Annotated in this window: 20 protein-coding genes and 3 pseudogenes; 14 read left to right on the plus strand and 9 right to left on the minus strand. The window is 38.4% G+C overall.

Annotation, left to right across the window (positions count from 1 at the left end; all coding sequences use genetic code 11):
• Positions 1-320 (minus strand): annotated as a pseudogene (locus tag NST97_RS00005) (glycohydrolase toxin TNT-related protein); the annotation flags it as partial.
• Positions 321-1,184: 864 nt separating this feature from the next.
• On the opposite strand from NST97_RS00005, the gene NST97_RS00010 reads away from it, so the two are divergent.
• The 4 genes from NST97_RS00010 to NST97_RS00025 all read left to right on the plus strand — a co-directional run bounded on the left by NST97_RS00010 (position 1,185) and on the right by NST97_RS00025 (position 6,271).
• Positions 1,185-2,183 (plus strand): LacI family DNA-binding transcriptional regulator, encoded by a 999-nt coding sequence (locus NST97_RS00010; protein ID WP_066249868.1) that lies wholly within the window; start codon positions 1,185-1,187, stop codon positions 2,181-2,183.
• Positions 2,184-2,279: 96 nt separating this feature from the next.
• Complete coding sequence (locus tag NST97_RS00015) at positions 2,280-3,722, plus strand: sucrose-specific PTS transporter subunit IIBC (protein ID WP_339199307.1); 1,443 nt, start codon at positions 2,280-2,282, stop codon at positions 3,720-3,722.
• 79 nt (positions 3,723-3,801) lie between these two features.
• A complete protein-coding gene (locus tag NST97_RS00020) occupies positions 3,802-5,283 on the plus strand; it encodes a glycoside hydrolase family 32 protein (protein ID WP_339199309.1) in 1,482 nt (493 codons plus the stop codon).
• A 16-nt stretch (positions 5,284-5,299) separates the two neighbouring features.
• Complete coding sequence (locus tag NST97_RS00025) at positions 5,300-6,271, plus strand: carbohydrate kinase family protein (protein WP_341342763.1); 972 nt, start codon at positions 5,300-5,302, stop codon at positions 6,269-6,271.
• An 814-nt stretch (positions 6,272-7,085) separates the two neighbouring features.
• Here NST97_RS00025 and NST97_RS00030 read toward each other — a convergent pair.
• The 5 genes from NST97_RS00030 to NST97_RS00050 all read right to left on the minus strand — a co-directional run bounded on the left by NST97_RS00030 (position 7,086) and on the right by NST97_RS00050 (position 12,552).
• Positions 7,086-8,696: an IS1634 family transposase gene (locus NST97_RS00030; protein WP_341342764.1), complete on the minus strand. Its 1,611-nt coding sequence runs from the start codon at positions 8,694-8,696 to the stop codon at positions 7,086-7,088.
• Between the two features lie 771 nt (positions 8,697-9,467).
• Entirely contained in the window at positions 9,468-10,841 is a 1,374-nt protein-coding gene (bioA, locus tag NST97_RS00035; RefSeq protein WP_341342765.1) for an adenosylmethionine--8-amino-7-oxononanoate transaminase, read from the minus strand.
• The gene (gene bioD / locus NST97_RS00040) at positions 10,831-11,553 is read right to left on the minus strand and encodes a dethiobiotin synthase (RefSeq protein WP_066249880.1); all 723 of its coding nucleotides are present in this window, start codon (positions 11,551-11,553) and stop codon (positions 10,831-10,833) included. Before bioD ends, bioA begins: the two co-directional genes overlap by 11 nt.
• Complete coding sequence (locus tag NST97_RS00045; RefSeq protein ID WP_063386449.1) at positions 11,553-12,116, minus strand: biotin transporter BioY; 564 nt, start codon at positions 12,114-12,116, stop codon at positions 11,553-11,555. The genes bioD and NST97_RS00045 overlap by 1 nt, the downstream gene beginning before the upstream one ends.
• A 199-nt stretch (positions 12,117-12,315) precedes the next feature.
• Positions 12,316-12,552 (minus strand): hypothetical protein, encoded by a 237-nt coding sequence (locus NST97_RS00050; RefSeq protein WP_341342766.1) that lies wholly within the window; start codon positions 12,550-12,552, stop codon positions 12,316-12,318.
• Positions 12,553-13,007: 455 nt separating this feature from the next.
• On the opposite strand from NST97_RS00050, the gene NST97_RS00055 reads away from it, so the two are divergent.
• The 7 genes and pseudogenes from NST97_RS00055 (at position 13,008) to NST97_RS00090 (ending at position 21,549) form a co-directional block, all read left to right on the plus strand.
• Complete coding sequence (locus NST97_RS00055) at positions 13,008-14,000, plus strand: permease (protein WP_340786379.1); 993 nt, start codon at positions 13,008-13,010, stop codon at positions 13,998-14,000.
• A gap of 12 nt (positions 14,001-14,012) precedes the next feature.
• Entirely contained in the window at positions 14,013-14,927 is a 915-nt protein-coding gene (locus tag NST97_RS00060; RefSeq protein WP_341342767.1) for a TIGR03943 family putative permease subunit, read from the plus strand.
• A gap of 745 nt (positions 14,928-15,672) precedes the next feature.
• On the plus strand, positions 15,673-16,197 hold the full coding sequence (locus NST97_RS00065; protein WP_340786383.1) for a GrpB family protein: 525 nt from the start codon (positions 15,673-15,675) through the stop codon (positions 16,195-16,197).
• A gap of 241 nt (positions 16,198-16,438) precedes the next feature.
• Positions 16,439-17,272, plus strand: coding sequence for a nucleotidyltransferase domain-containing protein (locus tag NST97_RS00070; protein WP_100660515.1), 834 nt, complete (start codon positions 16,439-16,441; stop codon positions 17,270-17,272).
• A 148-nt stretch (positions 17,273-17,420) separates the two neighbouring features.
• Entirely contained in the window at positions 17,421-18,011 is a 591-nt protein-coding gene (locus tag NST97_RS00080; RefSeq protein ID WP_100660514.1) for a GrpB family protein, read from the plus strand.
• A gap of 1,031 nt (positions 18,012-19,042) precedes the next feature.
• Positions 19,043-19,922, plus strand: a pseudogene (locus tag NST97_RS00085) (IS982-like element ISGth1 family transposase).
• Between the two features lie 265 nt (positions 19,923-20,187).
• Positions 20,188-21,549: an IS4 family transposase gene (locus NST97_RS00090; protein WP_328101957.1), complete on the plus strand. Its 1,362-nt coding sequence runs from the start codon at positions 20,188-20,190 to the stop codon at positions 21,547-21,549.
• 98 nt (positions 21,550-21,647) lie between these two features.
• Here NST97_RS00090 and rpsN read toward each other — a convergent pair whose 3' ends face one another.
• The 3 genes from rpsN to NST97_RS00105 form a co-directional block, all read right to left on the minus strand.
• Positions 21,648-21,887: a 30S ribosomal protein S14 gene (gene rpsN / locus NST97_RS00095; protein ID WP_341343161.1), complete on the minus strand. Its 240-nt coding sequence runs from the start codon at positions 21,885-21,887 to the stop codon at positions 21,648-21,650.
• Between the two features lie 62 nt (positions 21,888-21,949).
• Positions 21,950-22,492, minus strand: coding sequence for a dCTP deaminase (gene dcd, locus NST97_RS00100; protein ID WP_094245416.1), 543 nt, complete (start codon positions 22,490-22,492; stop codon positions 21,950-21,952).
• A 20-nt stretch (positions 22,493-22,512) separates the two neighbouring features.
• Positions 22,513-23,712 (minus strand): GTP-binding protein, encoded by a 1,200-nt coding sequence (locus tag NST97_RS00105; protein ID WP_144597544.1) that lies wholly within the window; start codon positions 23,710-23,712, stop codon positions 22,513-22,515.
• A gap of 402 nt (positions 23,713-24,114) precedes the next feature.
• Between NST97_RS00105 and NST97_RS00110 the strand changes: the two are divergent.
• From NST97_RS00110 to NST97_RS00120, 3 genes and pseudogenes are all read left to right on the plus strand, one after another.
• A pseudogene (locus NST97_RS00110) lies at positions 24,115-24,321 on the plus strand (NAD(P)-binding domain-containing protein); the annotation flags it as partial.
• Positions 24,322-24,551: 230 nt separating this feature from the next.
• A complete protein-coding gene (locus NST97_RS00115; RefSeq protein ID WP_235600398.1) occupies positions 24,552-25,580 on the plus strand; it encodes an amidohydrolase family protein in 1,029 nt (342 codons plus the stop codon).
• A 52-nt stretch (positions 25,581-25,632) separates the two neighbouring features.
• Positions 25,633-26,343, plus strand: a complete 711-nt coding sequence (locus NST97_RS00120; RefSeq protein WP_341342768.1) for an iron-sulfur cluster assembly protein — start codon at positions 25,633-25,635, stop codon at positions 26,341-26,343.
• The last annotated feature ends 16 nt before the right edge of the window (positions 26,344-26,359 follow it).

A 26,359-nucleotide genomic window follows, 5' to 3' on the forward strand; every position in this document is an offset into this window, starting at 1 on the left:
AAAGCATCGATATCTTGATAAAACGGCTCATCGATGGTGCGGTCGACAATATCTCCGATGCGGCCGCTAAAGCGGTGCATGACAAGAAAATCCTCATATAAGCTTTGATATTGGCTTTTGCGGTCCGTGTGGGTGAAAGAGATGACACCATCGCTATCATATTTGGCGATGTCTGATTGGGCGTCTTCCAAAAGATCACTGATATCTTTCAAATTGTCGATCATGCCTTTGCCCCATGCGCCAAGGCCGATCAGGTTGCCGATTCCTTTCTTGGTCCTTTCCCATTCTGAAGGTATATAGTTGACATTCACTGTATCCATGCCTCCGATTGAAACGAAATGGATTCCATCAAGTGGAAAAGCTTTTTGTTTCATTATAAGACAGATAAAGGAATTTTTAGTAAATAGAAATGAAAAAAGGGAATTTTAAGAAAAAACTACCAAGAGGTTTCTAGATTATTTTCTTATTTAGGTAATAGAGACCAATCATATTGTCTTAAAATAAAAATCCCCCTTAAAATTTGAAGGGGGATAAATGATTCTGTTTTGCAGGTAATCTTGACGGCAGCTTGTCGTCGATTTTTTGGTTTTATAATATGTTTGTTGGCGTATTTTTTGTTTAAGATAAAAATAAATTTTTTGCATTCTATTAGACTATGATTTATCCTACTACTACACCTTGACAGGGTGGAGGTCACTGGTTCGAACCCAGTCGGAATCATCGAGATGAAAAGTCATAAATCCTTGAGATAAGGGCATTGACCTATTTAATGTTCAAAAGTTGAGAGTCGATCGAGTAGTGGAAACAAAAGATTGATTATTGAATCACCCGCCAAAGTGATGGAAAGGTGCGTAAAAATGTTAGGGGAAAGTAATGGAATGGCGTTTAAAAGTGATTGAATCCCTAGCCAAAGTGATGGGAAAGTGCTTAAAAGTGATTGAATCCCTAGCCAAAGTGATGGGAAAGATCCCAGAAGTGATTTAAATCCCCAGCAAAAGTGGAGGAATCAATCGATCCTAGAAGTAACCTATCAAATTTGCAGCAATCGGTGAATGACCGAGTGCTTTATTATTCGGAACACAAGGATTTTAAATCTCGAATGCTTATTTTGTTACCCCATGCATTAAAAATGGGTTTAATATTATAATAAAAAAAAGAGAACTCATTTTTGAGGTGGACTAGGAATGAATAAAACTATTGCAGATATAGCAAAAATTTCGGGAGTTTCCAAAAGCACTGTATCTCGCTACTTAAATGGTGGATCTGTTAGTGAAGCAACAAAAAGAAAAATTGAACTTGCCATTAAAGAAACAGGATATACACCTAATCCTTTTGCACAAAGTTTAAAGGCTAAGAAAACATATTTTATTGGAACGATTGTTCCGCGATTAGATTCCTATGCAGCATCGCATACTTTAATTGGGATTGATGAACAATTAAAAGAGTTGAATTTTCAATTATTAATATCCAATACGAATCAGCAAATTGAACGTGAAATTGAAACGATTTATAGCTTGGCTAGTCAAAAAGTTGCGGGAATTATTTTACTTGCTACTCAAATTACACAAGTACATTTAGAGGCATTTGAAAAGGTGAACATCCCGATTCTTCTTGTTGGTCAAGAACATCCTGATGTACATAGTCTGATTCATAATGATTTGGAAGCAGGCTATGCAATTGGAAAATATGTATTAGAGAAAGGGCATCGAAAAATTGCTTACTTAGGTGTTACCGAAAAGGATGTAGCAGTTGGAGTAAGAAGAAAGGAAGGATTTAAAAGGGCAATAGCAGAAGCGGAAGGATGTGAGGTTCGTTATTTTGAAACAGGTTTTAATATGTTTGCTGCTCAACAAAGAGTAACAGAAATGCTAGAAGGATTTCAGCCAACTTGCATTGTGTGTGCAACGGATAATATTGCTCTCGGTGCTTTAAGGGCAGCACAATTAAAAGGATTGAGCATTCCAAAGGATGTTTCTATTACAGGTTTTGGAGGATATGATGTGACGGAAATTATTCACCCAGGGCTAACAACAGTAAAACTGTTTTTTAAAGAGGCTGGAAAGATGGCAGCGCAAAACATTGTAAAGCTTGTCAATGAGGAGTCAGTTCCAAAAAGAACATTATCAAAATATGAAATTATTGAACGAGAAAGCGTTGACAGCATCATTCCTAATGACTTATAATCAGGCTGGAACCGGTTCCATTTCATAAAGTTTGGAACCGGTTCCTAAATCGTGAAAAATGGAACCGGTTCCACTAAATAAATGGGGGAGGAAGCTATGAAATACGATCAAATCGCAAAAGAAATTTTAGAAGCTCTTGGTGGAAAAGATAATATTTCTGCTGCAGCTCACTGTGCGACACGTTTACGTCTAGTTTTAAATGATGAAAGTAAAATAAATCAAGAAGCGCTTGACAAAATGGACGATGTAAAAGGAACTTTTTCAACGGGTGGACAGTTCCAAATTATTTTAGGGTCAGGTACAGTTAACAAAGTTTATCAAGAATTGACCAAATTAACTGGACTTCAAGAAATGTCTACAAAAGATGTGAAAGATGCTGGAGCGAAAAAATTAAATCCAATTCAACGTTTAGTGAAGCTACTTTCTGATATTTTCGTTCCGATTATTCCTGCCATTGTTGCTGGCGGTCTTTTAATGGGAATTAATAACGTATTAACGGCAAAGGATCTATTTATTGAAGGTAAGTCCCTCATTGATGCTTATCCAGAAATAGCGGACTTAGCAGCACTTATTAATACATTTGCCAATGCGGCATTTGTCTTTTTACCAATTTTAATTGGTTTCTCCGCTACACAGCGCTTTGGTGGTAACCCGTACTTAGGAGCTACTTTAGGTATGTTAATGGTTCACCCTGATTTATTAAATGGTTGGGGTTATGGTAGCGCCTTAGCGAACGGTGAAATTCCAGTTTGGAGCATTTTCGGATTTGAAATTGAAAAAGTCGGTTATCAAGGGACCGTATTACCTGTATTAGCATCATCCTTTATTTTAGCGAAAACAGAACAATTCTTACGCAAATATATTCCGTCTGCACTTGATAACTTATTAACGCCATTATTAACGATTTTTATTACAGGCATTTTAACGTTTACAGCAGTAGGACCGATTACTCGTTCTGCAGGTAACTTATTAACAGACGGACTTGTTTGGTTATATGATACTACGGGACTCATTGGTGGTGCGTTATTCGGTTTAGTTTATGCCCCAATCGTTATTACAGGTATGCATCATAGCTTTATTGCAGTTGAAACACAATTGTTAGCAGAATTTGCTAAAACAGGTGGTTCGTTTATTTTCCCTGTTGCAGCTATGTCAAACGTAGCTCAAGGTGCAGCAACATTAGCTGTTTTTATGATTATTAATGATAAGAAAATTAAAGGTATTGCATCCGCAGCTGGTATTTCGGCTCTTTTAGGAATTACAGAGCCTTCTATGTTTGGTGTTAACTTGAAGCTACGTTATCCATTTATTGGTGCTATTACAGGTGCAGCTGTATCAGCCGCATTTATTACGATCTTTAAAGTAAAAGCTGTTGCGCTTGGAGCAGCCGGTTTACCAGGTATTATTTCAATTCGTCCAGATTCCATAGCTCCATACGTAATTGGAATGGTTATTTCATTCATCGTTGCATTCGTAACAACCATCATTTTAGCGAAACGTGCAGCGAAAAAAGAACAAGCAGCAGAAAAAGCATCTTAATAAATTAAATATTGGGGTCTGATCCTTAAAAAGAGGTCAGGCCCTGTGTTTACATCGTGAAGGAGTTTGAGGTTTAAAGATGGAATGGACGAGAAAACAACGGTATCGCCGAATCGAAGAAGCGACAAAAGAAGAATTGAATGCATTAAAAGAAAAAGTCAACAAAAGCATTTGGCGTCAGAAATTTCATATTCAACCAGTAACGGGTCTTTTAAATGATCCAAATGGTTTTTCTTATTTTAACGGAGAATATCACTTGTTTTATCAATGGTTTCCGCTAGGTCCTGTTCATGGATTAAAATATTGGTATCACACAAAATCAAAAGATCTTGTCAATTGGCAAAATGTCGGAATTGGTATTAAGCCGAACGATTATTTTGATTCTCACGGAGCTTATTCAGGTAGTGCTATTTGTCATGACGGTAAGCTCCATTTAATGTATACAGGAAATACAAGAGATGAAAATTGGGTTCGTCATCCATATCAATGCTTAGCGGTAATGAATGAAAATGGACGTATTGAAAAATTACAAGAGCCGGTTATTAAAGAAGTTCCAAAAGGTTATACCGATCATTATCGCGATCCGAAAGTTTGGAAGGAAAATGACACATTTTATGCTGTTATCGGGGCACAGAGGGAAAACAAAACAGGTTGTATTGTTCTTTATTCATCACCTGACTTAAAAAATTGGACATTTGAAGGTGAGGTTCAAACAAACTTAAAGGAATTTGGATTTATGTGGGAATGTCCCGATTATTTTGAACTAGATGGAAAAGGTGTGCTGATCTTCTCACCACAAGGGTTAGAGCCAAAGGGAGATCAATTTCAAAATATCTATCAATCCGGTTATCTTTTAGGGAACACACTAGATTTAAAGACAAAAGTTTTTGAACACGGTGAGTTTGTTGAGTTAGACCGTGGATTTGACTTTTATGCACCACAAACGACAATTGACCATAAGGGACGTCGCCTTTTAGTTGGGTGGATGGGTCTTCCCGAAATCGAGTATCCAACTGATAAGGATGGGTGGGCTCATTGTTTAACATTACCGAGAGAGTTGACCGTTCAAAATGGAAAGCTTATTCAGTGTCCTGTAAAAGAACTAGAAGCATTGCGACAAGATTCGGTAAATGTGAAAGATATTCTCGATGATGAGAAAAAAATGTATGAAGGATTCAATGGGACGACGTATGAACTTATTTGTGAATTTACGAACATGGAAGCAGATGAAGTCGGGATTGAATTCCGGTCATGTAAAGATGAAAAAACGGTCATCTCCTATAACAGAAAGGAACAAAAGGTGACCTTAGACCGTACCCATTCAGGGGAGGTTCCAGCTAAAGAATATGGAACAACAAGAACGTGCAGCGTTGAAGGGGATACGTTAAAGCTTCATCTGTTTGTTGATACGTCTTCTGTCGAAATTTTTATCAATGACGGCGTTGAAGTATTTACGAGCCGAATTTTTCCAAGACTTGAAAGCACAGATATTCGCTTCTTTGCACGAAACGGAAAAGTTACATTAGACACAACGAAATATAACTTATCCACTATGAATTAAAAGGGAGGTGTAGACAATGGGGCGCTTATTTTCAATTGGTGAAGTGTTAATTGATTTTATTCCAATGCAAAAAGGCAAAGCATTAAAGGATGTTCAATCTTTTAAACGTGCACCTGGGGGAGCCCCAGCAAACGTTGCAGCAGCTGTTGCGAGATTTGGAGCAGAATCTGCAATAATCACAAAGCTTGGAATGGATGCCTTTAGTGACTTTTTAATTGAAGAGTTACAAAAAATCGGTGTGAAAACAGATAAAATAAAGCGAACAAATGAAGCGAATACAGGATTAGCATTTGTTTCACTGCTCGATGATGGTGAACGTGATTTTTCCTTCTATCGCAATCCTTCTGCAGATCTTTTGCTTTCAGAAGATGAAATTGAAGAAAGTTGGTTTGCTAAAGGAGATATTTTACATTTTTGCTCCGTCGATCTAGTCGAAAGCCCAATGAAAAAAGCCCATGAAAAAGCAATTCGACTTGTTAAAGAAAATGGGGGAATCATTAGCTTTGATCCCAACGTTCGCCTTCCACTATGGAACAGTGCAGAGGATTGTCGACAAACGATTTTAGAATTTATTCCGAAAGCACATATCATCAAAATTTCCGATGAAGAATTAGCGTTTATCACAGGAATCTCTAATGAAAAAGAGGCGATTGAAAACTTATTCACAGGTGATGTAAAAGCCGTTATTTACACAAAAGGAGCTAATGGAGCTGACCTTTACACGAAGAATGCCAAATATGAATCAACTGGTTTCAAAGTTGAGGTTCAGGATACTACAGGTGCAGGAGATGCCTTTATCGGTGGCTTTTTATATAAACTACTCGAAAAAGAAGTAAACCATGATAACTTAATAGATGTATTAAATGAACACCATCAAGAAATCCTCACCTTTGCCAATGCAAGCGGTGCGATCACAACAACAGGAAAAGGTGCCATTTCATCCTTACCGACAAAAGAAGAAATCCTTAACTTCATTTCATGTAAATAAAAACATATTAAGATTAGCAGCACAGACCACGGTCAAGGTCTGTGCTGCTATTGTGCGCCCGGCATGGGTGTAATCTATAGGGTGAAAGTCCCGAGCTGCGAAGGCAGAAGTAGCAGTTAGCTTAACGCAAGGGTGTCCGTGGTGACGCGGAATCTGAAGGAAGCGAGCGGCAAACTTCCGGTCTGAGGAACACGAACTTCATATGAGGCTAGGTATCACTGGGTGAGTTTGCAAGACAAAACAAAGCCCTTTCTGCCGAAGGTGATACAGAGTAAATGAAGCAGATGGATGGAAGGAAAGATTACACTCTTACCCGGGGAGGTCTGGCTGGCACGCCAAGTAACCTTGGTAACCTATCTAGTGATAGATAGCTGAACCGTCAGAAGTCAGCAGAGGTCATAGTATTAGTTGGTCTAGAACAACTAAGAAGGACCGAACAATTAAGAGAGAATAGCCCTTGGCATTCAGTGAGTCATGATGAACACAGAAAACGTAGTACCTCACTTGAGGGAGGAAGCGGTGAATCCCGTGGGAGATCTCTTGGAGGGTGGAGTGACCACTGGCATAAAGAGAACAGCTATTCACGGAAGTTATAAAGACTTGCGTCAATTATCTTAATTGAACCGCCGTATACGGAACCGTACGTACGGTGGTGTGAGAGGACGGGAGTTAATCGCTCCCTCCTACTCGATTTTTTAGTAGAAGTGGAGAAAGGTCGTGACAGCCTAAACTCAAGTTTGACAGAGTACACTAAAGAAAAGCCCGAAAATACTGGTGTTTTGGACTTTACCCACAACACGTACCACTACACTTGTTAGTGGCACGTGTTTTTTTCTAATACTCTAGGAGGCGCTTGTGTGACAAGTGCTTCAAATGCTAGATTTGCTTGACCTTGTAATTCTGTACGAACGATTTGCTCTTCACCATTCACGCGTATTTTCGAGGCCTTCATCTGGCTTACATCATGCAAAATATCCTTTACACTTGTTTGGCATCCTATTTCTTTTAGCTTATAGGCCAAAAAGGATTCCATGACAAGCGCAAGGAAACAAACCATGATATGGCCTCGAATACGAGATTCCACTCGATGGTACATCGGGCGAAGTTCTAGATTCGACTTCAGGTTACGAAAGGCTTGTTCCACTCTCCACAACTCTTTATAGGCAAGTGCTGCCTCTTCATCCGTTAATGACGAGTTGGTCCGAATGGCGTACTTTCCGTCAAACTTTTCGTCATTGGATACCTTCTCTTCATCAATTTTGGCCGATGCTTTTTCTATCGTTAAAAACTTGGAATACGCACGGTTTTTGACGAGTCCAGATGGACCGAGTTCATCAAGCTTCGATTGAAGGTTTTCTAACACGACTTGACGACTCGCTCGATCACGTTCTTCAGCGTCCGGATTGTAACAGAGTACATACGTTTCGCCATCGATTTTCTTTGACTTCACTTTTAGATTCGGGAGAACCTTCTTATATGGCCCACGGATGGATAATAGCTCTTGGGCTTTCTTCGACTTTCGTAATTTGACACCCACAATATATTCCATGCCCAGTTCACGAATTTGATCTAAGTTGGCTTCACTAACCATTCCGCGGTCTCCCACTAGAATGACTTTCTGAATAGGATAGCGCTTCTTCAGGTCTCCAACCACCATGCCAAATGTCTTCGTATCATGCATGTTTCCAGGGAAGACTTGATGCCCAATCGGAATCCCTGTTTTGGTCATTAATAAGCCAATCACGACTTGTTTTCGATCTCCACGATGATCTTTGGAGTAACCATAGTGAGCCAGCAGTTCGTCTGCTTCCTCTCCTTCGAAATAGGTGCTTGTCGTGTCGTAAAACACGATATCTACTTCTAATGAGGTTAAATCGGTTAAATGTCCATAAAGTTGTTCCTCAATTTTTTCTTTTTGTTCACTTAAGAAGTCTAATGCACGATAGTAGTGATGGAGTTGAATGTCTGAAAGACCTTCTGCATAAATCGTGTCGATCCATTGTTTGAAGATATCATACTTACTATTGGGATCCATGAGACGGTTTAACACCATGGCAAAAATGGCTTCGTCATACCGAGAAGCAGCCTCGGAATCATCCATGATTTTACGTAATAGCCGACCAAGCCCTAACTTTTCCCATACCTTTCGGAACAGATAAACCGGCCCAAACTCTTTTGTCCAAAGCACGGAGACAGAAGAGGAAGACCCTTGCCCGTGAATTCGGTCAAAGTAACGCTCTGAAAATTTGGCTAATCCCTCGATTATGTTATCGACAGAGCCATTCTCTAATAAATGTTCTAACCTCCCTAGATTACAAAGCGTTTGTTGCCGAACTTTATTGTCTACACGAAATGTACGACATATTTGTAGATATTGACGAACTGAACCATTTTTATTTTTTTGCTTATTAATTCGAATATACATAGCACTAATAGTATAACATATATTACATATTATTGGATATACAAAAGTTATCCACATAACACTACATAATGATTATATTTTCGATAAAAAAAGTGGATAACTATTGGTATAATCACCTTTAGTTATCCACATGTAGTGAAATGGTGTCAAACTTGAGCTAAAGAACGAATGGTTTGCAATAAAAAAAACTGGCCTACTTCATGGATCTTATAAGAATCAGATTTAATATGTTGGATCCATGAGATCGTGGATAAGAAAAGGGAATCATTAAGGTTATATGAAGGCTTCTACAAATAATGGAGGAGGAATGTTTATGCACAGTGTCATTGCCTTTAATGTTAGTATGGGAAAGAGCTATATGGTTATTTATAATTCTGCTCAGATTTATGTTTATGAAGGGGAAATATTACATAATCGCCTACAATTACGAAATCGCATCAGCAACTTCGTAATTGTGTAGGAAAAGTATAACATATTTGACCTGGCGAAAAAAAGCAAGAATCGTTGGGTCTATTTGGCATGCGTAAATTTATTTAGTTAGGGGCTTCTAATAAGTCGATTTTCCGGCTTATAGACGCCCCTTTAATGTTTTAGAAACGTTGATATATCAATGCTTATGATGTTTCGTTTTCAGTGGATTTTGATTTTCTGGACAGCCCCCTAAATAAATCCACTGAAACAAATAGTTTTACTAAAAACTCTTGACTAATTGTAAGAAGGGGATGTCTCAAAACATGAGACATCCCCTTGCAGCGATACAGTACCTTCATCTTAAAACTGCTTGATGCTTACCATTTCCGCAATCGAATCAAAAATAATATCAACAGCGGTCTTTAGCTCATCATCGGTCATCGCCAAAACAGGGATAAACGTGATGACAGGACCTAATGGTCGGATAATAAGCCCGCGCTTTCTAGCTTCTAAAATAATTTTATGCTCAATCTGCTCCGAGCGGTCGAATATTTCTTTTGTTTTCTTATCCTTGACGATTTCGATGCCAATCATGAGTCCTTTTTGACGAATATCACCGACGATCGGCAGTTCATAAAGCTTTTGCAATTTACCTGCCAACGCATGAGCTTTTCGTTGGACATCCGAAACTAAGTTTCTCTTTTCGATCAACTCAATATTTTTTAACGCAACAGAACAAGATAATTGATTTCCCGTATATGTATGACCATGGAAAAATGTTTTATTTTCATGAACATCTCCTAAAAATGCAGAATAAATTTCTTCTGTTGTCAATGTTGCCGCAAGCGGTAAATATCCTCCTGTGATGCCTTTGGCTAAGCAAACAATATCAGGCTGGACATCTTCTTGTTCGCAGGCAAATAATGTTCCGGTTCTGCCGAATCCAACAGCCACTTCATCGCAAATAAGCAAAATATTGTATTTGCGGCAAAGCTTTTCAATACCTTTTAAAAACCCTTTCGGATGTACAATGATTCCTGCCGCTCCTTGAACGAGCGGTTCGACAATCATACCCGCGACTTCTGAATGATGCTGTTCAAGCGTTTCCTCTAGCTTTGTTAAACAATAATTCACAATTTCCTTTTCATCGCCATATCCGTCCATTCTATATACATATGGGGAAGGTACTTCAATTCGTTCAAACAATAGCGGCCTAAAGATTCGATGGAATAAATCCATTCCGCCAACACTTACAGCACCAATGGTATCCCCGTGATAAGCTTCTTTTAATGAGATAAATTTGTTTTTATCTTTGTAGCGGACAGGGTCAATGTTTTGCCAGTACTGATATGCCATCTTCAATGCAATTTCAACGGCAGCAGCCCCTGTATCGGAATAAAATACTTTTGATAAATTTCCTCCCCAAATTTCCACTAGTTTTTTTGCTAATAAAATGGAAGGAACATTCGCGGACCCTAAAAGCGTAGAATGAGAGATTTTTTCAATTTGTTCATGAAGCACTTCGTTTAATTCAGGGTCACTGTGTCCGTGAACATTTACCCATAAAGATGCATAACCGTCTAAATATTTTTTTCCTTCGACATCATAAAGGTAGCTTCCCTTTCCTTTTTCAATGATGAGCGGCTTTTCTTCGATATAAGACTGCATTTGGGTAAAAGGATGCCATACATATTGTTTATCAAGTTGTTCTAACTGTTCGTAGCTATACTTCAATTTCTAATCCCCCTGACAATACATTCTTAAGTTCTTGCTTGGATATCAATGTTTTGGCTAATTGAGTAAGACTGTCTTTAGACAAAGAGTCCATTGTTGGCAATTTAGCGATGATAGGAAGATTCAACATCTTATGTATAGTCCGTACATTATCAATATGAATCATATTGTATTGGTCAAAATGGTTAAATATAAGCCCGAGGATTTTAATGTCGTGCATTTCGGCATAATTTACAGTTGTGAGTGTATGGTGTATAGCCCCTAATCCAGCCAAAGACACGAGAATTGTTGGCAATTCACATTCTTGAATTAAATCTTTTGTCATATAAAATCCATTAGAATGTTCAATGAGCGGAACCGCGAGTCCGCCTGCTCCTTCTACTAGAACAACATCGTATTGATTTTTTAATTCTAAAATTTTATTTTTTATTTCATTTGGCAGAATCGTAGTATTTGTGATCTCTGAAGCTAAATGAGGGGAAACAGCAGGCTCCATATAATACATCCCCGTAGAGCCTTTTTCTTCTCCAATCACTTCTTCATACCAATATTGATCGGCAAAAGAATCGCTCTCTTCTACTACACCTGTTTGAATGGGTTTAAATATTTTTGTTTTCACTCCCATTTCTTTCAATACCAGAAATAGAATGGAAGTGACAATCGTTTTGCCAATTTCTGTTCCGGTCCCTGTGATAAAAATCGCTTTTCCCATTAAGATGCAACTCCTTGTTTATGAATCAAAAAGTTCGTCCGTGGAAGAATCTGCGCTGCGATGATGGAACATAGGATACATAAGAAAATATCTCCCGGTATAGGAATCACAAAACCAAATAATAATGTTTGAGCAATCGTTAACGACTTATCGAAAATAAATTTCATTGCTGCATATAACCAAAGACAGCCAAGAAGATACACTACAAGAAGGCAGGCGAAATTAGCGAGGAAAATAGAAAATGTTTTTACCAATTGAAATCTCTTAATCAACCAGCCATTGACGTATGCTCCTAACACAAAACCTAGTAAATAACCAAATGTAGGTTTAAAAATGTAACTTGGACCTCCTCCTTCCGCAAAAACAGGCGCACCTGCCAGTCCAATCAAAACGTAAACAAGCTGGCTTAACATTCCGAGTTTTGGGCCTAACAAACACCCAGCTAAATAAACAGATACAATTTGCAGCGTAAATGGGACATATGGAATAGGGATTTTAATAAACCCACCGATCGCCGTTAACGCCGCAAAAAGAGCAATTAACACCATCGACTTGATTTTCATGCTTTTCCTCCTAATACAATATTTGTTTTTTATTATGCAAGAAGAATGATAGAAATGTCAACCTAAAATTTTATTTGGTTAACATATTAAAAGAGGTTAATGAAGGGAATTTTGCCAACTATAACAGCAATCATCGAAAGACCGATTTTGTCATTGAAGCATGAAGTTTTTTCGGTCCAGACCCGGATAATGTTGACTTTTAATAGATAGATATAAGCGATTCAAAATCAATCGGGAGCTGCAGCACATTCTTTCTTACACGGCGAATTATTCCGCCCGCTGCTTCCGGATTAAAAGAGCACAAGCTTATTATGGTATAAACCGTGAAGCAAAGAAAAACGGCATCACTAAAATTGGTACCCGCACTTTCGAAAATCGTTTGGGTGCCATTTTTTTTAGCGCACGAAAGATGTAGCGTTGCTGCAGGAGATTTCATTCATCTCCTTCAGTCACGTTCAAGATCTGATCGAACAAGCGGCCGATGAATTCGGTTTATAATCAAGAAAGTTCTTGTTCATGTTTATGAATTACTGTTTCGCAATCTTTTAAACACCATCTCTTTTGCAGTGTCCGGTTTGCAAGACGGATAGTTTTCTGGTGAATGATGAGCTCAAGTAAAACAACAAAGTTCGTCGTTTCAGAAGGGTAAACAGATATTTATGAGCAGTCGGGAAACTCAAGGAGTAATTGTGTTTACAAAAATGTGTAGAAAAATTTGACAAAAGTTTGCTGCATTTTCTTTAATTGCAAATTGCCTTTATTAAACATAGTTTGGTAAGGTCTATTTTTTTTCGCTTTGACAACTGCTAATTGGTATGTTAAAAGTTAAACAGGCATATAGAAAATAAGAATCATTCTGTTTTATTAATAACAATGTTAGGAGAATGAACGATGGAAAATGCAGGGAAGCAGATTGGAAAAGATGTTGCCGGTACGGCCCTATTTGGCGGGATTTTATTGCTGTTTTTATTCGGGGATCGTCTTATTGATCCGAGTTTCATTCCAAAAGAAGTTTTAAATGTAAGTACGTTGTTTTTAAGCATTATTTTAGAGGCCATCCCATTTATTTTACTTGGTGTATTTGCATCAGCGCTCATTCAAACATTTGTTTCAGAAGATACGCTCAAACGCTTCATTCCGAAGCACCCGATTCTCGCTCTCGTTCCCGCCGCAATTGTTGGCGCATTTTTACCTATTTGCGAATGTGCGATTGTTCCGGTCGTGCGAAGACTTGTTTTAAAGGGAATGCCGCTACATTTAGGCGTCGTTATCATGGTGACGGCACCTATTTTAAATCCGGTTGTGTTTGCCTCTACATATTACGCTTTTCAAACCAATATGGATGTCGTTTATGCCCGAATGGGACTAGCTTTTGTCGCTTCGATCGTTATCGGTGCAATCATTTATTTCTTTTTTCGCACTAGCTTACCATTAAAAAAACAGCATCATTTGCATGAACATCATCATCATTCAAAAAATCGCTGGCTTGAAACACTTTTGCACGCCAGTGATGAGTTTTTCGATGTGGGGCGCTATTTAATTGTTGGTGCGCTTGTTGCAAGTATTTTTCAAGCTGGTTTTGATCGAACGACGCTGCTGGAAATCGGAGGAGATCAGGCTGTAGCACCTGCAGTCATGATGGGATTAGCGTACATTCTCTCATTATGTTCTGAAGCGGATGCATTTGTCGCAGCTTCGTTCGGTTCAACGTTTACGATCGGTTCTCTTGTTGCCTTCCTTGTTTACGGTCCGATGATCGACTTAAAAAATACGTTTATGCTGTTTGCCTATTTTAAACCGAAATTTGTAGCTGTATTCATTTTCGTAGTAACGGTTGTGATTTATGGCAGTATCATTCTTCTGCAATCATTAAACATTTTATAAAGGAGGGAGACTATGCGTTCTTTTCATATGTTCATTCGAGGAATTATATTAGCAGGATATGCACTATTGCTTTTTAAGCTTTTATTGACTTCTCAATTAGCGAATTATGTATCGCCGAAAATGCATCCATTTATATATTTTGCGCTATTTGTGCTGCTTATATTAGGAGGAATGCAAATATTGCGGAGCGGCATGAATACGTCGGAGAGTCATTGTCATTGCGATGGAGAACATCATATGCCGAAGACGCCTGCTAGTACGGTGTTTATTTATTCGCTCTTTTTGCTGCCAGTAATGATCGGATTAATGCTGTCCAATCATGTGTTGGACAGTTCTGTCGCTTCGAAACGAGGCGTCCAATTCGGTGCACAGCCATTAGCGGAGAGTTCCAATTCGCAGATTCAAACGGAAGAGAAAGATTTAGTAGAGGAATATTTGCGTGATCCAGAAGGTTATATGAAAAAGGTAGACGAGCGAGTAAATGAGATTTTGCAAGAGGACAATTCGGCTGTTCAAAGTACAGAAAAGGAAAATGAGCAGTTGAAAAACGATTTAATCGGAACGGATAAAATTGTTGTGACAGATGAAAAATATATTTCTACCATTAATATGATTAGCGAAAATGTCGAACAATTAATTGGAAAAAAAGTCGAAATTACGGGCTTTGTTTTTCGCGAACGAGATTTTCGTTCGAACCAACTCGTTGTGGCTCGTTTTGGTGTTACATGTTGTATCGCCGATGCGAGTGTTTACGGCATGCTGGTGGAGGGAGAAAATGTTGCGAAGCTGAAGGATGACACTTGGATTAAAGTTACAGGTACCATTCATAAAACAACGTATCATCAATCAACCATTCCAGTCATTGAACAACCCGCTATAGAAATGATCGAGGTACCAGACCAACCGTACGTTTATGAAGAATACTAACTGACTAAAGGGTTCGATGTCTGGCATGTTCCGAAGTTTGTTGAAGAATGGTAGGCTAAAAGAAAAAGAGAGCCTTTTGTTCCCATGTCTCTGTCAAGTAGACAGTGAAAAAAGAGTATATTAAGTGCACATCTCCCTGTTAAGAAGACTGTGAAAAAAAGAGTGTAATAAGCTGCGGTCTTTTCTCGGAATTCAACCGGGGAAAGGCCGTTAAATTTTTCTTAAAACTATTCGTGATTAACTCATCAATCGCTAGATATGCTTGTCCTAATGGTTTTGAATGTAACTTCTCCGTTTTCAAATCTCTACTAATCGTGCTCCTTCAGCTGTTATGAGTTTAACTTTTCATGCGCCGTTATACATTTCATCAGCACAAAATACTTCAGCAGAAGGAACAACAAAAATTTCGCAGCTCAAATGGTCAAAAAGGGAACTAAGTTTAAGTCCAAGTAAAGCATAAAGATTTACAATATTCATTTTGATGCGGAAGAGGTTTATACTTAGAAGAGAGTGGAGGAAGCAGAAAAATTTCGTGAGCTGCTATTTTTTTCAAGGGGACTGCAAAAAAGTTAAAAATAATGAGGATCACCAATCTTTTTAAACTGCAGAAATGTTGTCAAGCTCTCATGGAAGAGGAGAAGTTTTACATAATTTGTGCTGTCGCGAGGCGAGATGAATTGGTTCCCCTTTATCATGTTTATGTTCAATTATAAAAAGTAAATCTAATTGATCTAGAGGGTGACATATGAGAAAAACGATAATACTTCCGTGGACAGAAGAGTGGGAAAAATCGTATAAAAAAGAAGCGAAAATACTTAAAGCTATTTTTAAAGATGAAATCGTTGATATATTCCATATAGGAAGCACGTCTATCCCGACAATCGGCTACGCAAAACCAATTATCGATATTTTGATTGTTGTTAAAGATATTGAAAAGGTTGATTTATACAATGAAAAAATGAAGGAATTGGGATATGAAGCGAGAGGGGAAAATGGGATATCTGGTAGAAGATACTTCCCAAAAGGACAAGATAACCGAACACACCATGTACATATTTATCAAATTGGCCACGAAAATATTGAAAAACATTTGCTTTTTAAAGAATACATGATAAAAAATCTAGATGAAGCTAAAAAATATGGTGAATTAAAAATGAAATTAGCAAAACAGTTTCCAGATCATACTCATCAATATCAAAAGGGGAAAGAATCGTTTGTCAATGAGATGGTTGAAAAATCTCTCAAATGGGCATCAAAAAATAATAAATAAAGAAAAAGAAACTCGGTCAAGCAATTGTTGTCTAGGCAAAAAACAAAATATACTTATTATGAAATTGTTTTGTTGGCCAAAATTTTGGAGAAGACTAAAACAAATTGGTTGCAAGCCCTTAAGCTATTTCTTTCTTGCAAGATGCCTTATTACCATTTATGTATTATATTTTATGAGGTATAATGGAAAAAGATTTGATGGGAATTTTATGGAAGGTCATTGACGAAAGGTGCGGGCTTGGATGGTCAATCATATGATTCAATCAGTAGCAGAAAAGTTATCCTGTCTTCCTTTTATTGAAGGCGTTGTGTTGGGGGGCTCTCGTGCAAGGGGGACTCATGAAGAGGATTCGGATATTGATATCGGTATCTATTACAACGCAGAATTATTTGATCTCAATGCGATGAACCAGGTTGCTGCAGAATTGGACGACGAGCGTAGAAGCAACCTTGTTTTCCCTCCCGGAGCATGGGGGAAGTGGGTGAATGGAGGCGGGTGGCTGGTCATCAACGGGTATCATGTCGATTTCATTTTACGTGATATCAAACGTGTGGAACAAATCATCAAAGAAACCGAGCAAGGAATGGTCACTGCCGATTATCAGACCGGGCATCCCCATGGTTATATCAGTGCCATGTATCGGGGGGAATTGGCGATCAGCAAAATACTATATGCGAAGGATGAAACCTTCTGCCAATTAAAAAAACGGGCAGAAACTTATCCCGCTGCCTTGCGGAAAAGTTTAATTGACTTTTTTATGTTTGAAGCAGAATTTTCTTTATTGTTTGTAAAGAAAAATGTAAAAGCAAATGATAAATATTATATTGTAGGCCATGTTTTTCGTATGATTTCATGTTTAAATCAAGTAATATTTGCATGCAATCATGCTTATTGCATTAACGAAAAGAAGGCAATCAAGCTGATTGAAACATTTGAGCATAAACCTGAGAACTATGCGCAAAAGGTGAATCGCATTTTTGAACTACTTGGTTCTTCGCTTATGGAATGCTGCGACATGACGGAGAAGCTTTACAATGAAGTGAAACAACTTGTATCGGAGATAAATCACTGTTGAGATGAGGGGAAGAATGCTGAAGTCCGATGGTAATTTGATGTTTACGGTTGAACATCTTGTTTTTACTGCTGATGGAACATAAGACTGGATCATCATGAGTGATCGCTTCAGTCTGTCCCCTCAACAATAAACAGCAAAGGAGTGTGGCATGATGCGATTGGAAAATCGCTTTACACCTAGGAGTGATGAGGAACTCCAGAAGCTTACGGTGGGTGAACTGAAACCGCACAATGCACCGATTACTCTTGTCGAATACGATCCGCGTTGGCCTGAATTGTTTGAACGGGAAGCAAAACGGATTCGTTCCGTACTCGGCAGCAAAGCATTGCAAATCGAACATGTTGGCTCAACTTCGGTGCCAGGACTTTGTGCCAAGCCAATCATTGATATGCTGCTGGTTGTGGAGGATTCTGCAGACGAGCCATCATATGTTCCGGCATTGGAAGCAGCTGGCTATCGACTGCGAATTCGAGAACCTGAATGGTTCGAGCATCGTTTATTTAAAGGACCGGATACTGACATTAACTTATATGTGTTCAGCAAGGGAACGTCTGAAATCGATAAAATGTTACGATTTCGAGATTGGTTGCGCTCGAACGAGAGCGACCGTGACAAATATGCGCAAGTGAAGCGAAGTTTGGCAAAGAATAAATGGCGGCACGTTCAGCACTATGCAGATGCGAAAACATCAATCGTGCAGGAAATCTTAGCACGGACGAACGATTCAAATGCTAAATAAGAAGAAAAGGTGATCTTCTAAAATTTGAGTTGTTTCTATGAACAGACAAGTTCTCGAAAATGAGAAAAAACCATTGCTATGTTCCCGCAAACGCAATGTTTAAGAGATAATCCATTAGCTCGTGCCACGTTGAGTTTGTGGCGAAGATCCGTGAGGTAAGGAACGTGGGGCGGCTTGTCCGGCCCTGTTATTCATTTATTTCAATCCATTGCTAACGATCCTTAATTGTACCAACTGCCGTGGCGCTAGTATATTTATTAAAATCATCGGTGGCTGCTGTTTTGTTAAGTGCAATGGAAGGGGAAAAGGGTTTTTGCGCATGCTCATGCGCCTTGAGCTTAATGAGAGAAGACAGCGGCTAAAGAAGCCTAGCACAAAAAGGGCGTTTCTAGACGGAATATGCACTATTGTTTCGTCCATCAACAGTAGACACCAAACGTTTTGTTCGTGTTTCATGAGTGTGGGTACGATGTTTCGCTGGATTGTGTCCGAACTATTTTCTTCGCCTTTCATCATATGAAGATCTCGTTCCTCTTATGAGGCTGAATAGTTGCAACATCTATTATCCAATATATATAAACTTACAAAAAGGGGTTGTATGTAATAAAGAAAAGAAAAAGGGGAAAGAACTATTCTGTTTCCGATCACATCTTTGCAATAACTGTTGTATTCTTCATGTGCTTAGCTATTATTTCATTTCCTTTCCTGCTTTTTTATGCAGTCATGCATCTTATTTCGTTGACAACTGATGTGCGTATTCATTCACTTGGAACCTTCTCTTCGCTCAAAATTATCCTGACATTTTTTATAACGACTGTAGTCACCACAGGGATGGTAGGTACGATTTTTTCGATTATCTTGAAGCGTTCGAAAGGAATGTTTGGTTTTCTTTCCGAAGCGCTTTTGATGCTTGCTTTCTTCTATCTTTATACCCGTGGTGCTAGATAAAATCAGACAAGCATAAAAATAGCCCTTGCATGAGGATCTCCTTAAAATGAAAGTGCGACCAAACATTTAAAAGGAGAATTCACATGCAAGAGCACTTTCATTTTACAACAGATCGAGCCAAACTTCAAAAACAATATGTATCGATTTTGTGTTTTGTATCAGCTCAACTATCGAGTATCCAGATTCATCTTCAACGTCGAAATCTTCATTTGTTGAAACAGAAGGACGAGGTCATCATCGCCGTCCATGTCCTTGGAAAGTTGTTAGGCTTCACTTCCGAACGGGCTTGGCACCGGTTTGTGATCGGGAATTTGTTTTCCAAGGACTTGTTCCCTGAACGTTCTCGATACAACCGTCGCTGCCGAGCGCTTGGCTTTGCGATCAAGTGGATGCGGCACCAGCTGGCCAAGCGTGGACAACACCATGCGTATGCGGTCGTGGACAGTTTGCCGATCGAGCTGTGTCATTCAGCTCGAATGTATCGCGCCAAACGGTTTCGTGGAATTGCGGATATTGGCTATTGTGCTTCCAAAAGGATCACTTTTCTATGGGTTGAAACTTCACCTGCAGGTCACCGACCAAGGGCTTCCGATGGGATATGTTGTCACCGAAGCGTCTTGTCACGACCGGGTGGCCGCTGAAACCGTCATGACGCAAATTCCACATCCATATAACCTAGGTGACAAAGGGTACATCAGCCAAAAACTGCAAAAGAAGCTGTACGAAGAGCATCGAGTCGCTTTTTGGACGCCCGTTCGAAAAAATCAGCGAATTCTCCAATCCGACGCATGGAAACAGTGGATGAAACGAAAACGCAAAGTGATTGAAACCGTGTTTTCGATTTTAGTCGATTCGTATCGGATCACCGAGATTCGAGCGAACTCGGTTTCTGGATTTGAAACGGCACTGGATGGTATTTTACTGGCTTACTCCCTTGTTGTTCTTGGGCTAGTTGAGCGTTAAGACTCAACTAGCACCACGGGTTATTATATTATATATGTTCAGAATAAATTTGATCTCGCCAACAAAAAAGTTCTTTATGAAAATCAACTCCAATTTTTATTTACTCAGCTTTCGCAGTCCAAAATCTTGTTTAAATGCTTGATGTAAATGGTTTTGGAAAGTACAAAATTATCATTTGACATTTTTTAAAACATAAAGAAAGACACCTATTCTTTTGGTAAAATATTGGTGACGAAACCAAATCCAAAAGAAAGGTGTCACCACTATGATAACGAATAAAGACTACTTTGCGCAATTACCAAAAGAAATTAAACAAGGATTTTCCGAATTAAATATTGGATATCATTTAAGAAAAGCGAATATTACGAAACTTTCCGGGTATTCTTGTCTTACTGTTTTCAAACTGATTTTTCTTTTAGTCTTCCAATATAAGAACTGGTTTCGTGCTTTTATGAGTAAACGATCTCAGGATCTGCCCGGAAAGGATACAGTCTATCGCTTTTTAAATACACCAACCTATCATTGGAGAAAGTTTCTGCTTTCATTAAGCAGTGAAATGATCCGTCTGCTTCAACCATTAACTTCAAAAGATCGTGTCACAGCTTTTGTGATTGATGATTCTGTCTTTTCAAGAAACCGTAGTAAGTCGGTTGAACTGTTGGCTAAGGTTTTTGATCACTCTACCCATCAGTACTTGAAAGGGTTTCAAATGCTTACCCTTGGCTGGACCGATAGTTTTACTTTTATTCCCGTTGATTTTGCTCTTCTAAGTTCACCGAAAAAGGAAAATCGCCTGCAAGAAATCAATACCAATATTGATAAACGAACATCTGGCTATAAGCGTCGCCAGGAAGCTCTGAAATCAAAACCGGACGTGGCTTCAGCTTTACTTGATCATGCGCTTGAAAAAGGGATTATAGCTGACTATGTTCTCATGGATTCCTGGTTTACACAAGCGCCTTTAATTGAGAAGATTACGAACAAAGGGTTATTTGTCATTGGCATGGTGAAGCAATTAAAGCAGCGATACGTTTACAATGGTGAACGTTTCACACTGAATCAACTTTACAAATTGGCAAAACCTCACATGGGTAAAAAAGACATTCTCGGATCCGTTTATGCTACTTTAGACAATGGAATTCCAGTAAAAATTCTATTTGTACGAAACCGTAATAAACGGAGCGAATGGCTTGCCATTCTCAGCACAGATACAACATTAGAAAATGAAGAGATCATTCGTATTTACGGCATGCGTTGGGACATTGAAGTCTTCTTCAAATGCAATAAATCCCTTTTAAATTTAGAGAAAGAATTCCAGGGACGTTCCTACGACATGTTAATTAGCCATACAACCATTGTTTTTACACGATATATTCTCATTGCTTGGCAAATGCGAAAAGAGGAGGATCCTAAGACGATTGGCAACCTTTTTTACATCCTTTGCGAAGATGTAAAAGACATAGATTTTATTACTGCCCTTCAATCACTTATTGACCTTTTCCAAACTTTGGCGGAAGCCGAGGTTTCTTTGAACATGGACATCTTTAAAAATCAAATGAATAAATGGTTGGCCACTATACCTAATTATATCAAGCAATGCTTAAATATTTCTGTGTGCGAAAGTTGAGTTATTTATAAAAAAGCAAAAGGAAATAAAGAGCTCAATTTTGCTTACGCCCGCTCTTATTTCCTCAGACTATTAGACATTGGTGAAATATTTTTGACTCACCAGCTTGATTTTTTGACGCCTGGAATTTGTCCTTTGTAGGCTAACCCACGGAATGCAATATGCGACAGCTTAAATTTACGGAGATAACCTCTTGGCCTTCCGGTAATTTCACAACGATTTTTTAGACGGATAGGGGGGAGCTTTTGAAGAGCTTCATAGTCCCCTTTCTCCTTTAGCTCTCGTCTTAGCTCAGCATATTTAACAACGAATTCTTGTCTTTTTCTTTCTTTCGCTATTTTTGATTTTTAAGCCAATGTTCGTCCTTCCTGTCATATCATTTATTATTGAAAATTCCTCATTATTGCGTGACATCATCGTCTTGAAAAATTCGGCTTTCTGTCGCTCCTTTTTGAAATAGATATTTTCCGCTGTATGGTTTTGCTTCTTGATCAACTTTAGAAATGATAATCTGACAAATTCTTCTTCCTATCGTTAATTCGATCGGTAGGCGATTCGCGTTAAACAGTTCCAACGTGATTTGTCCTTTAAATCCCGGGTCAACCCAACCGGCATTTTGAATAAATAGCCCTAAGCGGCCGATCGAGCTTCTTCCTTCTACGAAAGCAGTAAGATTTTCCGGCAGCTCGATGGTTTCTATAGTAGTAGCAAGCAAGAAAGAGAAGGGGGGAATGACAATTTTCTCGTTTTCAGCCACTACTTCTTTATATTTCGCTTTCGCCTCTAATGATAGATGAGCATTGGCGTGCTCATCCATCACAAGAAAATGATTTCCAAGGCGCAAATCTACTGAAGCAGGTTGAATTTGCTCTTTTGTTAAGGGATCAATGACTAATTCTTTATGTTGTATTTTCTCAAGAATAGTTTTTCCAGATAAAATCATTCCTTCTTTCCTTCCTCCAGTTACACTTTTTGTAAATTCCAAGGGAATGGATCTGGAAGAGTAGACCAGTCTTGATCAAACTCAGAGTCGGTTAGTAAACATTTATCCAATTCCTTTATGATTTCTTCAGGGCGTAAATCCATTCCAATAAATACTAATTCTGTTTGCCGATCTCCGAACTGATCATCCCACTCGTCCAGCAAATGAGGGTTTTCCTTTAAAATTTGCTGCTGCTCTTCTTTCGGTAAAGATGCGACCCAATAAGAGATCGGTTCAATACTAACAGAAGGTCCTGCCTGAGACATCAAAAGGGCAAGGTTATTCCTAGTTGCGCACCATGCAATTCCCTTTGCCCTTACAATATTTTCGGGCATGGAGTGAAGCCAATTGTAAAAGCGCTCGGAATGGAAAGGCAAACGTCTTGAATAAACAAAGGAAGAAATTCCATATTCTTCATTTTCCGGTGTATGCTGATCATGCCCTTGCTCTAACTCCTTGATCCATCCTGCTGAAGAGCTTGCTTCCTCAAAATTGAATAGTCCAGTGTTTAAAATCTCTCGAGGATCAATCTCACCTTTGACAGTACGAATAAATTTCGCTTTTGGCTGCAATGTTTTTAATACCTTTTCCAGCTTTGCCAATTCTTCTTCAGACACCAAGTCACACTTATTCAAGATGAGCACATCGCAAAATTCAATTTGGTCAATAAGAAGGTCTGCGATTTCACGAGTATCGTCTTCACTTAACGCTTGCTTTCTATCTAATAGCCGATCACCTGACTGGTAATCCTTCCAGAATCGATTGGCATCTACAACCGTCACCATCGTATCCAATCGACAAAAGCGCGTCAGATCGATTCCTAGTTCTTCATCAATATATGAAAAAGTCTGAGCAACTGGGATTGGCTCACTAATTCCAGTCGATTCAATAATGATATAATCGATATTTCCTTGTTTAGCGAGCCTTTCTACTTCGATTAATAGATCTTCCCTTAATGTACAGCAAATACATCCGTTTGACATTTCGACTAGCTTCTCCTCAGTTCTTGAAAGCTCTCCGCCTTGTTTGACTAATTCAGCATCAATATTGACCTCGCTCATATCGTTCACAATAACGGCTACCTTGAGCCCTTGGCGATTTTGTAAAATATGATTCAGAATGGTAGTTTTCCCTGCTCCTAAGTAGCCGCTTAAAACGGTCACAGGTATTTTTTTATCCATTGTCATCTTCCTTTCAACAATTAAAGTTTTTCTTTGACCTCAGATTGGTTCGAGAAAATTGAAAACCAATTTATATAAATCGTAATCATTACGATTTATATAATATTTAAACATATTTTTTTCGTAAATGCAAAATAAACTGTGGGAGTATTGATTTAGAATGACGCAAGCCGAATATTAAACGATATACACAAAAGCAGAACGGTTGGTGCAATCCATCCATAGCTGCCAAAAAATACTTCAGAGAAAGGTCTTCTACAAAACAATCGTACAATACACATCATGAACAATTTCTGGAAGCTTGAAATCGATGTGCACAATGCTTTTATAAATGGAAAAAAGATTATCCATTCACAAATTCCGTTTTAGATGGTATAGTTTTTACTATTTTCAAGGAGTGAGATGAACCCTTTTATTCTAATCGTAGGAGCGGGTCCTGCCGGGATTGGAATGGGGATATTATTAAAACAATTAGGAATTAAAAATTTCGGAATTTTAGAGCGTGACCGTATTGGGTCATCGTTTATGCAATGGCCGAAGGAGATGAGATTTATTACGCCATCGTTCACAGGACAAGGATTTGGTGCATTAGATTTAAACGCCGTTTCGCTGTCTGTTTTTGATTATAAAAAATTTGTTTAATCACCCAAAAAATTGCTGGAGAAATGGTTATTTTTTTGTTTAAGTGTATATATCAAATTGAGGATGAACCAAGTATAATTTGATTAAAATTTTCTGAATAAAAAGAAAATAAAGTATTATTACCTGACAAACATCAATGAATATTCGTAAAAAATGATAGCGATTTCAATTATTTAATTAATCTCATGTGAGGGGGAATGAAATTGTTTAAAGCATCTAATGGTGAAGAAATTTTTATTATTGATGCACACATTGCCTTATGGGATGGAAGCAAGGAGAATCAATTGAATATCCACGGAGAACAATTTATTAGTTGTTTTTATGATTATCACAAAAATCTAAGTCCGAAAGAATATTGGTGGCCGAAAGATGAGTTTGTAAAGTATTCTCCAGAAAAACTTGTGAATGACGTGTTTATGGAAGGATATGTGGATATGGCGATTTTTCAGCCAGTTTTTCTAAAAGAGTTTTATAAAAATGGCTTTGGTAATTTTGATGCAAATGAGGAGCTTTCAAAAAAGTACCCTAATCGTTTTATTTGCAATGGAACATTCGATCCTCGGCATGGCGAACGAGGCTTAGAAAAATTAGAAGAAAACAAAGAAAAATACAACTGGCAAGGGGTCAAGTTATATACAGCTGATTGGTATGGGAATTCAAAGGGCTATAAACTATCTGATGATTGGTCAAAAAGATATCTTGAAAAATGTCAAGAACTGGGGATAAGAAACATACACATTCATAAGGGGCCGACGATCACTCCTTTAAATCGGGATGCATTTGACGTAGCAGATGTTGATGATGCAGCAAGCTGTTTCCCTGAACTGAACTTTATTGTCGAACATGTAGGGCTTCCAAGATTAGAAGATTTTTGCTGGATTGCTACACAAGAGAAAAATGTCTATGCAGGTTTGGCAGTTGCCATTGCTTTAATTCATGATCGACCTCGTTATTTTGCTCACATTATAAGTGAATTGTTGTATTGGCTTGATGAAGACCGAATCATTTTTGGAAGTGACTATGCTATATGGGAACCGAAATGGATCATTGAAAAGTTTCTTGAATTTGAGCTTCCAGAGGATATACAAGAAGAGACTGGAGTTACATTTGATTTGGAAGTGAAGAAAAAGATTTTAGCAGGAAATGCAGCGAGATTATATAACATTGATATCGAAAAACAAAAAGAAAAATTAAAAAATTGTCAATTATCCAAACGGATAGCGTGACGAATAGAGAATAGTTGATGAAAAGACTTAAAAGGGAGGTGAAAGCGAGGTAATGGATAAAGAAAAGCAAGTATATAGCATGCTTGAAAAAGTGTATGATCCTGAACTGGATCAGCCGTTAACAGAGTTGGGATTTATCGATCAAGTCATCGTTAAGGATAATCATGTTAAAGTAGTCTTTCGCCTTCCAACTTATTGGTGCTCTCCTAACTTTGCCTACATCATGGCTGAAGATATAAGGAAATATGTATCTGAGATTGAATGGGTAAAAACGGTTCAAGTTCATTTACTCGATCATTGTGCATCCGATGAAATTAATCACGGAGCATCAGCAGGAAAATCGTTTCGCGAAGTCTTCCATAATGTATCTGACGGAGATCTTGAAGAATTGCGCAAAACTTTTGATATAAAAGCCTACTATGCAAGACAAGAGAAACTGATGAAATATCTACTAAAAATAGGAATGTCAAAGGAAGAAATTACGTCTTTATCTCTACAAGAACTGAATGAACTGTCCCTGTCCGAAGAAGGGAGGCTGTTAAGAGAAAAATATTTGGAGAAGAAAAAAGTATTCCATCACTCAAGTACATTTGCCATAACAACTCCAGAAGGGAAACCATTGACTGAAGAAGAGTTTTCAGATTACTTGAAAGGCGCCAAGCTGACAAGGTTGAGCATGGAGTTTAATGCGCATTATTGCCGGGGATTGTTGGAGGCACGATATAATTTATCTGATGCTTATGAAGGCAGTTTGGCAAAATGATTCATAATTTTTACAG

It is taken from the genome of Aeribacillus sp. FSL K6-1305 (genome assembly GCF_038050115.1).
GTDB classification, from domain to species: Bacteria; Bacillota; Bacilli; order Bacillales; family Aeribacillaceae; genus Aeribacillus; species Aeribacillus composti.